The organism is Mesorhizobium sp. AR07 (assembly GCF_024746815.1).
Lineage (GTDB): Bacteria > Pseudomonadota > Alphaproteobacteria > Rhizobiales > Rhizobiaceae > Mesorhizobium.
Genome location: NZ_CP080525.1, coordinates 5,586,478 through 5,598,707, shown reverse-complemented (window position 1 = coordinate 5,598,707; position 12,230 = coordinate 5,586,478). Strand labels below are relative to the sequence as shown.

The 12,230-nt window shown below is 63.2% G+C and carries 8 protein-coding genes and 1 tRNA gene; 6 read left to right on the top strand and 3 right to left on the bottom strand.

From position 1 onward, the window contains the following. Positions 1–65: 65 nt before the first annotated feature. Positions 66–3,875 (bottom strand): methionine synthase, encoded by a 3,810-nt coding sequence (gene metH, locus BPNPMPFG_RS27905; protein ID WP_258591800.1) that lies wholly within the window; start codon positions 3,873–3,875, stop codon positions 66–68. Positions 3,876–4,239: 364 nt separating this feature from the next. Here metH and BPNPMPFG_RS27900 point away from each other — a divergent pair, with 364 nt between their 5' ends. Further along, positions 4,240–5,010 carry an SDR family NAD(P)-dependent oxidoreductase gene (locus BPNPMPFG_RS27900; RefSeq protein WP_258591799.1) on the top strand — a complete coding sequence of 257 codons (771 nt, stop codon included), beginning with the start codon at positions 4,240–4,242 and terminating at the stop codon, positions 5,008–5,010. A gap of 119 nt (positions 5,011–5,129) precedes the next feature. Here the strand turns inward: BPNPMPFG_RS27900 and BPNPMPFG_RS27895 are convergent, their stop codons facing one another. Beyond that, on the bottom strand, positions 5,130–6,830 hold the full coding sequence (locus BPNPMPFG_RS27895; protein ID WP_258591798.1) for a peptidoglycan L,D-endopeptidase MepK: 1,701 nt from the start codon (positions 6,828–6,830) through the stop codon (positions 5,130–5,132). 294 nt (positions 6,831–7,124) lie between these two features. Here BPNPMPFG_RS27895 and BPNPMPFG_RS27890 point away from each other — a divergent pair, with 294 nt between their 5' ends. Further along, the gene (locus BPNPMPFG_RS27890; RefSeq protein WP_258591797.1) at positions 7,125–8,081 is read left to right on the top strand and encodes a magnesium transporter CorA family protein; all 957 of its coding nucleotides are present in this window, start codon (positions 7,125–7,127) and stop codon (positions 8,079–8,081) included. A gap of 226 nt (positions 8,082–8,307) precedes the next feature. Here BPNPMPFG_RS27890 and BPNPMPFG_RS27885 read toward each other — a convergent pair. Further along, positions 8,308–8,382: transfer RNA gene (locus BPNPMPFG_RS27885), tRNA-Thr, on the bottom strand. A 161-nt stretch (positions 8,383–8,543) separates the two neighbouring features. Here BPNPMPFG_RS27885 and BPNPMPFG_RS27880 point away from each other — a divergent pair. From BPNPMPFG_RS27880 to hisD, 4 genes are all read left to right on the top strand, one after another. Beyond that, positions 8,544–8,750 (top strand): hypothetical protein, encoded by a 207-nt coding sequence (locus BPNPMPFG_RS27880; protein WP_258591796.1) that lies wholly within the window; start codon positions 8,544–8,546, stop codon positions 8,748–8,750. 129 nt (positions 8,751–8,879) lie between these two features. Beyond that, on the top strand, positions 8,880–10,172 hold the full coding sequence (gene murA, locus BPNPMPFG_RS27875; RefSeq protein WP_258591795.1) for a UDP-N-acetylglucosamine 1-carboxyvinyltransferase: 1,293 nt from the start codon (positions 8,880–8,882) through the stop codon (positions 10,170–10,172). 317 nt (positions 10,173–10,489) lie between these two features. Further along, entirely contained in the window at positions 10,490–10,924 is a 435-nt protein-coding gene (locus BPNPMPFG_RS27870) for a DUF2948 family protein (protein ID WP_258591794.1), read from the top strand. 7 nt (positions 10,925–10,931) lie between these two features. Further along, positions 10,932–12,224: a histidinol dehydrogenase gene (hisD, locus tag BPNPMPFG_RS27865; RefSeq protein ID WP_258591793.1), complete on the top strand. Its 1,293-nt coding sequence runs from the start codon at positions 10,932–10,934 to the stop codon at positions 12,222–12,224. Positions 12,225–12,230: the final 6 nt, after the last annotated feature.

Below are 12,230 nucleotides of genomic sequence, written 5' to 3'. Positions count from 1 at the left end.
CGTCACGCCATGGATCACAAGCCAGCAACCAGCGCAAATGCTGCTTGCCACAGAGCTCGCCGCCGCTATTCAGCCGCCTCGGCATGAGGCACCTGCACATAGTTGAGGATAGGTCCGAGCCAGCGTTCGACTTCGGCAAGCGGCATCGCCTTGCGGCGCGCATAGTCCTCGACCTGGTCGCGCTCGACCTTGGCGACGCCGAAATAATAGCTTTCGGGATGCGCGAGATAAATGCCGGACACCGACGAGCCCGGCCACATCGCATAGCTTTCGGTCAGGCTCACGCCCGCATTGCCCTCGCCGTCGAGCAGCCGGAACAGCGTCGCCTTCTCGGTATGGTCGGGCTGCGCCGGATAGCCGGGCGCCGGGCGGATGCCGCGATAGGGCTCGCCGATCAGTTCGTCGGGCGCCAGGTTCTCATCGGCTGCGTAAGCCCAAAACTCCTTGCGCACCTTCTCGTGCATGCGCTCGGCGAAGGCCTCGGCGAAACGGTCGGCCAGCGCCTTGACCATGATCGAGGAATAATCGTCGTTCGCCCGTTCGAAACGCTCGGCAATCGCCACCTCCTCGATCCCTGCGGTGACGATGAAGCCGCCGATATGATCAGGCTTGCCGCTGTCCGACGGGGCGACGAAATCCGACAGCGCGACATTGGCCTTGCCGTCGCGCTTGGTCAGTTGCTGGCGCAAGGTGAAGAACGTCGCCAATTCCTGCGATCGCGCCTCGTCCGTGAACAGCCTGATGTCGTCGCCGACGGCATTGGCCGGCCAGAAGCCAATGACGCCGCGTGGCGCGAACCATTTCTCGGCAATGATCTTCTTCAGCATCGCTTGCGCATCCTCGAACAGCTGGCGCGCCGCTGGTCCCTGAGCTTCGTCTTCGAGGATCTTGGGATAACGCCCTTTCAACTCCCAGGTCTGGAAGAACGGCGTCCAATCGATGTAGCGTGCGAGTTCGGTGAGGTCATAGTTTTCGAAGACCTTCACGCCGGTGAAGGACGGCTTTGGCGGCTCGTAGGCGGACCAGTCGACCTTGTGCGCATTGGCGCGCGCCTTGGCCAGCGGCAGCCGTTGCTTGTCGGCTTCGGAGCGGGCATGCGCATCGGCGACCTTCTTGTATTCTGCCCGCACCGTGTCGACATAGCCGCCCTTGGTCTCGTTCGACAGCAGGTTGGACACGACGCCGACCGCCCGGCTGGCGTCGGTGACATAGACCGTCTGGCCGCTGGTATATCGCGGGTGGATCTTCACCGCCGTATGCACGCGGCTGGTCGTCGCGCCGCCGATCAACAGCGGGATGTCGAAACCCTCGCGCTCCATTTCGGCGGCCATGTGCACCATCTCGTCGAGCGACGGCGTGATCAGGCCGGACAGGCCGATGATGTCGACTTGTCTCTCGCGTGCCGTCTGCAGGATCCTTGCCGCCGGCACCATGACACCGAGATCGATGATCTCGTAATTGTTGCAGGCGAGAACCACGCCGACGATGTTCTTGCCGATGTCGTGGACATCGCCCTTCACCGTCGCCATCAGGATCTTTCCCGCCGTCTGGCGCTCGCCATTGTCGATGCCGTTGGCGGCGTTGGCCAGTTTCTCGGCCTCCATGTGCGGCAGCAGCCCGGCCACCGCCTGTTTCATCACCCGCGCCGACTTCACCACTTGCGGCAGGAACATCTTTCCGGCGCCGAACAGGTCGCCGACGACATTCATGCCGGCCATCAGCGGGCCTTCGATGACATGCAGCGGGCGCTCGGCGGCCAGCCGCGCCTCGTCGGTGTCGGCGTCGATGAATTCGGTGATGCCGTTGACCAGCGCATGGCTGATGCGTTGCTCGACCGGCCAGTCGCGCCAGGCAAGGTCGCGCTCCTTGGCCTCCTGGCCCGCCGTGCCCTTGAAGCGCTCGGCGATCTCCAGCATGCGTTCGGTGGCGGTGCCGCCTGCCTTGGGCACGCGGTTGAGCACGACATCCTCGCAGGCCTCGCGCAGCTCCGGCTCGATCGTGTCGTAGACGGCAAGCTGGCCGGCATTGACGATGCCCATGTCCATGCCTGCCTGGATAGCATGGTAGAGGAAGACGGCATGCATGGCCTCGCGCACCGGCTCGTTGCCGCGGAACGAGAAGGACAGGTTCGACACACCGCCGGAAATATGGACATGCGGCAGCGTCGACGTGATCTGGCGCGCCGCCTCGATGAAATCGACGCCGTAATTGTTGTGTTCCTCGATGCCGGTGGCGATGGCGAACACGTTCGGATCGAAGACGATGTCCTCAGGCGGAAAGCCCGCCTGCTCGGTAAGCAGCTTGTAGGCGCGGGTGCAGATCTCGACCTTGCGCGCTTTGGTGTCGGCCTGGCCGTCCTCGTCGAAGGCCATGACGACCACCGCCGCGCCATAGGCGCGGACCAGCCTGGCATGATGCAGGAACGCTTCCTCGCCTTCCTTCATCGAGATGGAGTTGACCAGCGGCTTGCCCTGCACGCATTTCAGGCCGGCCTCGATGATCTCCCATTTCGAACTGTCGACCATGACAGGCACGCGGGCGATGTCCGGCTCGGCGGCGATCAGGTTGAGATACTCCACCATTGCCTTCTTCGAATCGATCAGCCCCTCGTCCATGTTGATGTCGATGATCTGGGCGCCATTGGCGACCTGGTCGCGCGCCACGTCGAGCGCGGCGACATAATCGCCCGCCGTGATCAGCTTGCGGAACTTGGCCGATCCCGTGACATTGGTGCGCTCGCCGACATTGACGAAGGGAATCTCGTCGGTCAGCGTGAACGGCTCCAGCCCCGAAAGCCGCATCCTGGGCTCAATCTCCGGAATGACGCGCGGCGGATAGTTCCGCACCGCCTCGGCAATCGCCCTTATGTGATCCGGTGTCGAACCGCAGCAGCCGCCGACGACGTTGACCAGCCCTTCGCGGGCGAAATCCTCGATCTGCGCGGCCATGAATTCAGGGCTCTCGTCATACCGGCCGAATTCATTGGGCAGGCCGGCATTCGGATAGGCGCAGGTGAAGGTGTTGGCGACACCCGAAATCTCGGCCAGATGCGCGCGCATGGCCTTGGCGCCGAGCGCGCAGTTGAGGCCGATGGTGAAGGGGCTGGCATGGCGCACCGAATGCCAGAAGGCGGTCGGCGTCTGGCCCGACAGCGTGCGGCCGGACAGGTCGGTGATGGTGCCCGAAATCATCACCGGCAGGAGCACGCCCTTCTCGATGAAGATTTCGTTGCAGGCGAAGATCGCCGCCTTGGCGTTCAGCGTGTCGAAGATGGTCTCGATCAGGATGATGTCGGCGCCGCCATCGATCAACCCGCGCAACTGCTCGCCATAGGCCAGTCGCAGATCGTCGAAGGTCACGGCGCGATAGCCGGGATTGTTCACGTCAGGCGACATCGAGGCCGTGCGGTTGGTCGGACCGAGGGCACCAGCGACGAAACGGCGCTTGCCATCCTGCTGCTCGGCACGAACAGCGGCGCGCCGCACCAGCCGCGCCCCGTCACGGTTCAGCGCATAGACGGCATCTTCCATACCGTAGTCGGCTTGCGCAATGGAGGTCGAGGAGAAGGTGTTGGTTTCGAGAATGTCGGCACCTGATATGGCATACTGATAGTGGATCTCCTCGATCGCCCCGGGCTGGGTCAGGATCAGCAGGTCATTGTTGCCCTGCTGGTGGCAGGCGCAGCCGGCGAAGGCCTTACCGCGAAACTGGCCCTCGTCGAAGCCGAGGCCCTGAATCTGCGTGCCCATGGCGCCGTCCAGAATGAGGATGCGTTCGCGTGCCGCCACCGTGAGTGCCGCCAGCACTTCCGAACCGTCGGGCTTGGCCGCGACGGGGCCGAACAATGCGTCCAGCGATGCAGAATTCTGCGACATTTTTTATCCCTTTCGCGACAGGCTTATTCCTGTCACATAAGGATATCTTTATGTCAATATACGACAGATGATAGACTGTGTCACGCGGCTAACTGATATCACGAGTGCCGCGGCAACCGCCACGCACATGCGCGCACTCTCGACTGTCAATCGCGCAAGCCGGATCGCCCATCCCGGAACCCGCACAGCGCAATCTTCCCTCGGGAGATAGCATCGTGATGGCCGGGGCATGGCTCCGGGCGTAGGCGGTGTTCTTGCCACGAGATGTCTCCAGATGCCGGCTGGCTTTCACACCGCGACCCGATAGTGTTCAGTGCAAAGGCCGCGATGGTTTCGGCCCGAGACCCTTTCAGGGGAGGTTGCGATGACAGAATTCACGCCGAAATTCGATCTGGCCGGCAAGGTGGTGCTGGTCACCGGCGCTTCGCGCGGCATCGGCCGCGCCTGTGCGCTGGCGTGTGCCGGCTCCGGCGCCGACATGATCGTCGGCGTGCGCGGCAAGGCCGACGGAGCGGAGCTTGTCGCCGAGATCGGGAGCTTGGGCCGCCGGGCGCTGGCCGTGCGGATGGATCTGACCGATCTCGCCACGGTGCGAAAGGCCATCGCCGAGGCGCACGCCGCCTTCGGCCGCATCGACGTGCTGGTCAACAATGTCGGGCTCGGGCCGGAAAACCTGGCCGAGAACGTGACCGAGGAAGATTTCGACCTGACGGTGAACGTCAATCTCAAGGGTACGTTCTTCACCACCCAGGCGGTCGGACGATTGATGATCGCCCAAAAATCCGGACGCATCATCAACATCAGCTCGCAGGCTGGCACGGTGACGCTGAAGGGCGAGGCGATCTACTGCATGAGCAAGGCGGCGATCAACCATCTGACGCGCTGCCTGGCCGCCGAATGGGCGCAGCACAAGATCGCCGTCAACAGCGTGGCGCCGACCTTCATCTGGACCGACGGCACGCGGCCTTCGCTCGCCGAGCCGGACTTTCACGCCCATGTGCTCGGCCACATTCCGCTCGGCCGCATCGGCGACCCGATCGACGTCGCGGGAACCGTGGTGTTTTTGGCATCGCCGGCGGCGTCGATGATTACGGGGGCCAACATTCTTGTCGATGGCGGCTGGTCGGTGGCATAGGCCGTTCGGACGAACTATGCTTGATCCACGCTTGCCAGGAAGCGGCGAAGATCGGATCGAAGCGATCCGGCGAATCTCGGCGGCAGCTTACCCGCACGTCAATCTCGCCCGCAACCAGCCTATTTGAAGCTGGCGACGGGCAGGAACTTCACCGCGGAGCCGGTGAAGCGGCGATGGTCGGACGGCTCTCTTCGCGGCCGAAATCCGTCAAGATAGATCTGCTCTGGCGCCGTGCGGATGAAATTGGCCGCAATGACAGGCGCCGTTGTCGACCCGGTTCCGCCGGTGATGCCGCGCCCTGTGGCAAGCGGTCGACTGGTCAACGCCGCGGGCACAATGACCACGGACGCTCCGGGATCGGTGCGCGGCTGGACACGGTCGGCCTTCGGACTGGTCCTGACGCGATCTTCGGGTTTCGATGCGGGGTGGGCGATCGGCCGGCCGGCCAGCCCATCGAGGCCCTCATCCGGGTGATGCATGGCCAGCAAGGTGCCGATTGCATAGCCAGATTTGGCTGCTTGCGGCTGACGCGCCGGGCTTGTCTGGTTTTCCGGCCGCCATGTCGGCAATGGGATGTTGAGCGCCACCATGTTCGGCGCGGCGCTTGGCGGAGCGGCATCCGTCTTGGCCAAGCGAATGTCGGCATCGTTTACCGCCGGTTTCGCGGGTAGCAGTTCGGCCCGCGCCATGGAAGCGCCGGCAATTGCGAACGGCACGGTTTCGGAGCTCGGAACACTCGCCGTGAGTTCGGCGCGCGGTGCGAAGGCCGGCAGCGGCACTGCGCCCGGCGCCATCGCCATGACGATCGCTTCAGGCGTCTCCCGCTTCTGTCCGGTGAGCGGGTCTTCATCGGGGGCGCCGGAAGCCATCTGGATGTCGGCACGCCGAGCTTCCCGCGGCGGCACGACCGCGATGCCCTGTCCGGCCTGCCGGGGCTCGACCGACTTCGCCGGTTTGCGCGGCGCGGGCACCGCTTCCCCGATATCGTCCGACTCGCCTCCGCCACGCCCACCCAACAGCGTCGCAAGCAGGCCACGCGGCTTGCGTTGGTCGCCGTCGACACTTGCCAGTTCGATCTTGGCCAGTTCGATCTTGGCCAGTTCGATGTTGGCCAGTTCGATGTTGGGCGTACCTGCGCCCTTGCGCGACTTGTAGGCGGCAAGCGCCTGCTCGTAGCCGGGCAGCGGTCTGCCGTCGCTCGGCACATGCAGTGTGTTGCCGTTTGGGAATACCTTGGCGAGTTCCTGGCGGGCTATGCCCGGCCAATGCCGCACATTGCCAACGTCCATGTGTATGAAAGGCGAACCGGAGGTAGGATAGTAGCCCACGCCGCCGCCTTGCATCTTGAGGCCGATGTCGCGCAGCTTCTTCAGCGGCACATCCAGCAGGAAGAAGTCCATCGCCCGGCCAACCATGTGTTGGCTTTCCCGAGCCACGCCCTTCGAACGACCGCGCAGCATTGCGTTCGTCGCAGGCGATCGATAGGCGCTGACCACGTTGATATAGGCCGTCGAGCCGCTGGCTCTATAGGCCTGCCAGACAAGGTCGAGCAGGCGCGGATCCATCTTGGTCGGCTCGTTGCGACGCCAGTCACGCAGCATGAAATTGATCTTCTTCAATCCCGCCGGATCGTAGCGCCCATTTCGCTTGAAGACGATCTCGGCCTTCTCGCCGGTATGAAGATGTTGAATCTTCAAGGCGCGAGTCTCCGCGAACGCGCTGGTCATGCACATGCAAAGGAATGCGAGCATGATGGCCGGCAACCGTGACCAACGATGGGAAACGCCGGGCGCGTTTTGTTCGCTTTCAATCACATTCATGCCTTGCACATTGTACTTGTCTGGGGCGATTTGACGTCTTCGCCGGAATGAGGAGGGCCTTCTTTTCCGCGCCCTGACCTGACCTGAGAAGGCATGGGCTTGACCGGGACAGACGGCATCCATCCCAAAACACGTCATGTCGATGAACAGCATCTTGGTTAACGAATAGTGTTCACGCCGAGAATGGGTCTCCAAATGGCTTGCATGTCTGATGCTCGGGCAAATCCGGATGCTCGCCCCGACAGCCATGGCATGTTAAGAGCGTCGGACTCCTCTCATGGCCAAGCCCCGTCAATGTTGAGCATTTATCCCCAGAACAGAACGCCAGGATCGCAGCGCCAAGCGATCTGGCTGGATCTTCATGACCCCACACCGGCGGAACTCGCCGAGGCCGATTCGCTGGCCGGCGTCGCGGTGCCCAGTCGCGAAAGTCTCAGCGAGATCGAAAGTTCCAGCCGGCTCAGAATCCGCGACGGCGTGCTTTCGATGAGCGTGCCAATGGTCACGCTTGTCGAAGGTGGCGCACCGCAAGTCGCGCCGGTCGGGTTCGTGCTGTCGCGCGAGCGCCTCGTCACCGTTCGTTTCGCCACGTTGCCGGCCTTCGACGCGGTTGCCGGACGCTTCAGCGATTCCGGTCAATGCCCGACCTCGAGCCTGGAGGTGTTCGTCGACCTCTGCGATGAACTCATCGATCGCCTCGCCGACGGTCTCGAGCACGCGGCGGCCGAACTGCGCGTCTTGTCCGCCACCGCTTTCCATGTGCCGGACAGCCCGGGCCGCAAGGCGATCCGCTCAAACAAGGTCATTCGCGCCCAGTTGCGCCATGTCGGCCGACTGGGTGACTATCTTTCGGAAAAGCGCGATGCCTTGCTGGCGCTGGGACGCGCCATCGATTTCGCGTGCGGGATGACCGCGGATTGGGGTGACGGGCGGATGACGCCGCGAATGAACGGCCTGAAGCAGGACGTGGCTTCTCTTGACGACTACGAGGTCCATCTATCCGACAAGGTGCAATTCCTGCTCGATGCCATGGTCGGGCTGATCGGCATCGCCCAAAACGACATCTTCAAGATTCTCACCATCGTTTCGATCGTCGGCATTCCCCCGACCTTGATTGCCGGTATCTACGGCATGAATTTCAAGACCATGCCCGAATACGACTGGGCCTTCGGCTACCCTTATGGGCTGGCAATGATCGCTCTCAGCGCCATCATTCCGTTGGCGTGGTTCAAGTGGCGGGGTTGGTTCTAAGGCATCTCGCCGAGTGTTGCCTACGACGGCGCGCCGCTCGGGCCGTTGCGCCTCCGTTCCATTGGTTGCAGGCACTTGCGAGATGCCCGCCTCGATGTTGATGACAATCGCCAGTCCATCGGCGCCCTATCGAACTGATCGAGCACGCGGAATATCGGCGTTCGTCTGCTGCGGCTATCCCTGCAGCGTTTTGGCGCTGTCGCGCAACGATTTCAAAGAGATGGGATGGTGCTGCGAGAGAGGATTGAACTCTCGACCTCTCCCTTACCAAGGGAGTGCTCTACCACTGAGCTACCGCAGCCGCTGATGGCGGGGCTTCTGCCATATCGAACCGGCAAGCGCAAGGCCAAGTGCAACGCTTCTGTGAAAGCCTTTGCCGGATGGCTTTTGATGACATGGCGGCGCCACAATGTTGGCTATCCCTGATCAGCGGGCTGGCTGGTCGCCAGCTGAGACGGGACGATGAACGACACGACAAAGACTGGTCCAGTGAAAAAGTCTGGCGCGACCCGCAACGACCGGCTCGCCGAGCAGTTGCGCGCCAATCTGCAGAAGCGCAAGGCGCAGTCGCGCTCGCGCCGCACCGGCGACGCCGACAAGCAGCGCACCGGAGAGGCCGATGAGCGGCCAGAAGGGCTCGCTGCATCGAAGGAATTGCAAAAAGATTAACTCAAATCGGCCACTCTTGGTTCGGATAGCCGGAAATCCTATTTCTTGAACCAGACCGGCCAATGGTCTAGACGGGCCGATACTCAAACGATTGAACCGGCCTTTTTGAGCCGAGAGGGACGTTCTTCCATGGATCGCATCAGAATTGTCGGCGGCAACAAGCTTGCCGGAAGCATTCCGATCTCGGGCGCGAAAAACGCCGCGCTCCCCCTGATGATCGCCTCGCTCCTGACCGACGACACGCTGACGCTGGAAAACGTGCCGCATTTGGCCGATGTCGAGCAGCTGATCCGCATCCTCGGCAATCACGGCGTCGATTATTCGGTCAATGGCCGCCGCGAGAAGCAGAATGAGGGCTATTCGCGCACCATCAACTTCTCCGCCCGCAACATCGTCGACACCACGGCCCCTTACGAGCTGGTGTCGAAGATGCGCGCGTCGTTCTGGGTGATCGGCCCGCTGCTGGCCCGCATGGGCGAAGCCAAGGTGTCGCTGCCGGGCGGTTGCGCCATCGGCACGCGCCCGGTCGATCTGTTCCTCGAAGGCCTGCAGGTGCTGGGCGCCGATATCGACGTCGACACTGGCTATGTCATCGCCAAGACCCGGAATGGTCGCCTTGTCGGCAACCGCTACGTATTCCCGAAGGTCTCGGTCGGCGCCACTCATGTGCTGATGATGGCCGCATCCCTGGCCAAGGGCGAGACGGTACTTGAAAATGCCGCCTGCGAGCCCGAAATCGTCAACCTTGCCGAATGTCTCAACGCCATGGGCGCGAAGATTTCCGGCGCCGGCACGCCAACCATCACCATCGATGGCGTCGAATCACTCTCCGGCGCCCGCGTCCGGGTCATTCCCGACCGCATCGAGACCGGCACCTATGCCATGGCAGTGGCGATGACCGGCGGCGACGTCGTGCTGGAAGGCGCTCGCCCCGATCTGCTGCAGACCGCGCTCGACGTGATCGCCCAGACCGGCGCCGAGATTACGCCGACCAATTCCGGCATTCGTGTGCGGCGCAACGGCGCCGGCATTTCACCGGTGGACGTTACGACGGCACCGTTCCCGGCCTTCCCGACCGATTTGCAGGCGCAGTTCATGGGCCTGATGACCATGGCCAAGGGCAAGTCGCGCATCACCGAGACGATCTTCGAAAACCGCTTCATGCATGTACAGGAGCTGGCCCGGCTGGGTGCCCACATCACGCTTTCTGGCCAGACGGCGATCGTCGACGGCGTGTCGAAACTGAAGGGCGCGCCGGTCATGGCGACCGATCTGCGCGCCTCGGTGTCGCTGGTCATCGCTGGTCTCGCGGCCGAAGGCGAGACCACGGTCAACCGCGTCTATCATCTCGACCGCGGCTTCGAGCGGCTGGAAGAAAAGCTGTCCAACTGCGGCGCGGTGATCGAGCGGATTACGGCTTAATTCAATCGCAAGGCGGTGGATGAATGCTGATATGACCAATTGTCAAAGTCGGTGCCGCCCCTCATCTGCCTGCCGGCATCTTCTCCCCGTATAGTGACGGGGAGAAGGGGCTGTCCGCAACGTCGGCCCCATTTCTGCAACGCCGGATATTGGCGAAATCCTCAGCGAAAGCTTCCTTCTCCCCGTCTCTATACGGGGAGAAGTGCCCGGCAGGGCGATGAGGGGCAGCGCAAACCCGAAGCCGTGTCGCGGTTGCACGGATCGCCAAGACCGCCTAACAGAAGGCTGAACAATCAACCCTCAGGTGCGAAATCCGCATGACCGCCCTTAAGCTTATCGCACTCGACGATCAGGATCTGAGCATCGTTTCGGCCCATGTCCAGGACGCGGTCCTGAAAGTCAGTGACCTCGAATTCCTGCCTTCGACCAAGCGTTTCCTGCTGACCATGAACCGTTTCGTCTGGGAGGCCAAATCGGGCCTGTTTCACCAGCACAATGAGCGGCGGCAGGCCGTGCTGCATTTCGACCGCGTGTTGGGCGCCAAGACCAACGGCATTGCCCGCGACAAGCCGGCCGAGATCCTGTCGCTGCTGGCGATCAGCTTCATCGAGATCAGCAAGCCCGCCGGCATCGTCGAGCTGATCTTTTCGGGCGGCGGCACCATCATGCTCGATGTCGAGTGCATCGAAGCCCGCCTTGCCGATATCGGCGGCGCGTGGGAAGCCACGTCGCGCCCCGTCCACAAGGCTTGAGCGTCCCATGGCCATCACGCTTCGTCAGTCCGACGCCGATTTCGAGCAGCGTTTCGCCGCGTTCCTGCTGACCAAGCGCGAGGTGTCGGCCGATGTCGATGCCGCGGTGCGCGACATCATCGCGCGCGTTCGCGCCGAGGGCGACGCGGCGCTGATCGACTACACCACGAAATTCGACCGTGCCGACCTGAAGGATCTCGGCATTGCCGTTTCAAAGGACGACATCGCCCGAGCTTACAAGGCTGCCGACCCGAAGACGATCGAGGCGCTGGAATTCGCGCGCGACCGCATTCGCTCGCATCACGAGCGGCAGCGGCCGAAAGATGATCGCTATACGGATGCAGCCGGTGTCGAGCTCGGCTGGCGCTGGACGGCGATCGAAGCGGTCGGGCTCTATGTGCCGGGCGGCACGGCAAGCTATCCAAGCTCGGTGCTGATGAACGCCATCCCGGCCCGGGTGGCCGGCGTCGAGCGCATCGTCATGGTGGTGCCGGCGCCTGGCGGCATCATCAATCCGCTGGTGCTGGTGGCGGCCGATATGTCAGGCGTGTCGGAGATCTATCGTATCGGCGGCGCGCAGGCGATCGCCGCTCTTGCCTATGGCACCGAAACGATCAGGCCGGTCGCCAAGATCGTCGGCCCCGGCAATGCCTATGTCGCGGCGGCCAAGCGGCAGGTGTTCGGCACCGTCGGTATCGACATGATCGCCGGGCCCTCGGAAGTGCTGGTCGTGGCCGATGGCGGCAACGATCCGGACTGGATCGCCGCCGACCTGCTGGCCCAGGCCGAGCACGATGCGTCGGCGCAGTCGATCCTGGTCACCGACGATCCGGCCTTCGGCATCGCTGTCGAACAGGCGGTCGAGCGCCAGTTGCAGAGCCTGCCGCGCGCCGAGACAGCGGCGGCGAGCTGGCGCGATTTCGGCGCTGTGATCCTTGTGCCGACGATCGAGGCCGCGCTGCGGCTGGTCGACCGCATCGCGGCCGAACATGTCGAACTCGCCATCGACGATGCCGAGGGGTTTCTGGCGCGGATGCGCAATGCCGGTGCTGTCTTTCTCGGCCGCCACACGCCGGAAGCCATCGGCGACTATGTCGGCGGCTCCAACCACGTGCTGCCGACGGCACGCTCCGCGCGTTTCTCGTCGGGGCTTTCGGTCCTCGACTTCGTCAAGCGCACGTCTATCCTGAAGCTAGGGCCGGAACAGTTGCGGCTTCTGGCGCCGGCGGCGATCGCGCTCGCCAAGGCGGAAGGTCTTGATGCGCATGGCCGCTCGGTCGCCATACGGTTGAACATGTAGGCCATC

What these genes read in the sequence shown, in the direction of transcription:
- metH (WP_258591800.1), bottom strand. Translation starts at nt 3,875, where the DNA reads ATGTCGCAGAATTCTGCATCGCTGGACGCATTGTTCGGCCCCGTCGCG.
- BPNPMPFG_RS27880 (WP_258591796.1), top strand. Translation starts at nt 8,544, where the DNA reads ATGAACGACACGACAAAGACTGGTCCAGTGAAAAAGTCTGGCGCGACC.
- BPNPMPFG_RS27900 (WP_258591799.1), top strand. Translation starts at nt 4,240, where the DNA reads ATGACAGAATTCACGCCGAAATTCGATCTGGCCGGCAAGGTGGTGCTG.
- BPNPMPFG_RS27890 (WP_258591797.1), top strand. Translation starts at nt 7,125, where the DNA reads ATGTTGAGCATTTATCCCCAGAACAGAACGCCAGGATCGCAGCGCCAA.
- hisD (WP_258591793.1), top strand. Translation starts at nt 10,932, where the DNA reads ATGGCCATCACGCTTCGTCAGTCCGACGCCGATTTCGAGCAGCGTTTC.
- murA (WP_258591795.1), top strand. Translation starts at nt 8,880, where the DNA reads ATGGATCGCATCAGAATTGTCGGCGGCAACAAGCTTGCCGGAAGCATT.
- BPNPMPFG_RS27895 (WP_258591798.1), bottom strand. Translation starts at nt 6,830, where the DNA reads ATGAATGTGATTGAAAGCGAACAAAACGCGCCCGGCGTTTCCCATCGT.
- BPNPMPFG_RS27870 (WP_258591794.1), top strand. Translation starts at nt 10,490, where the DNA reads ATGACCGCCCTTAAGCTTATCGCACTCGACGATCAGGATCTGAGCATC.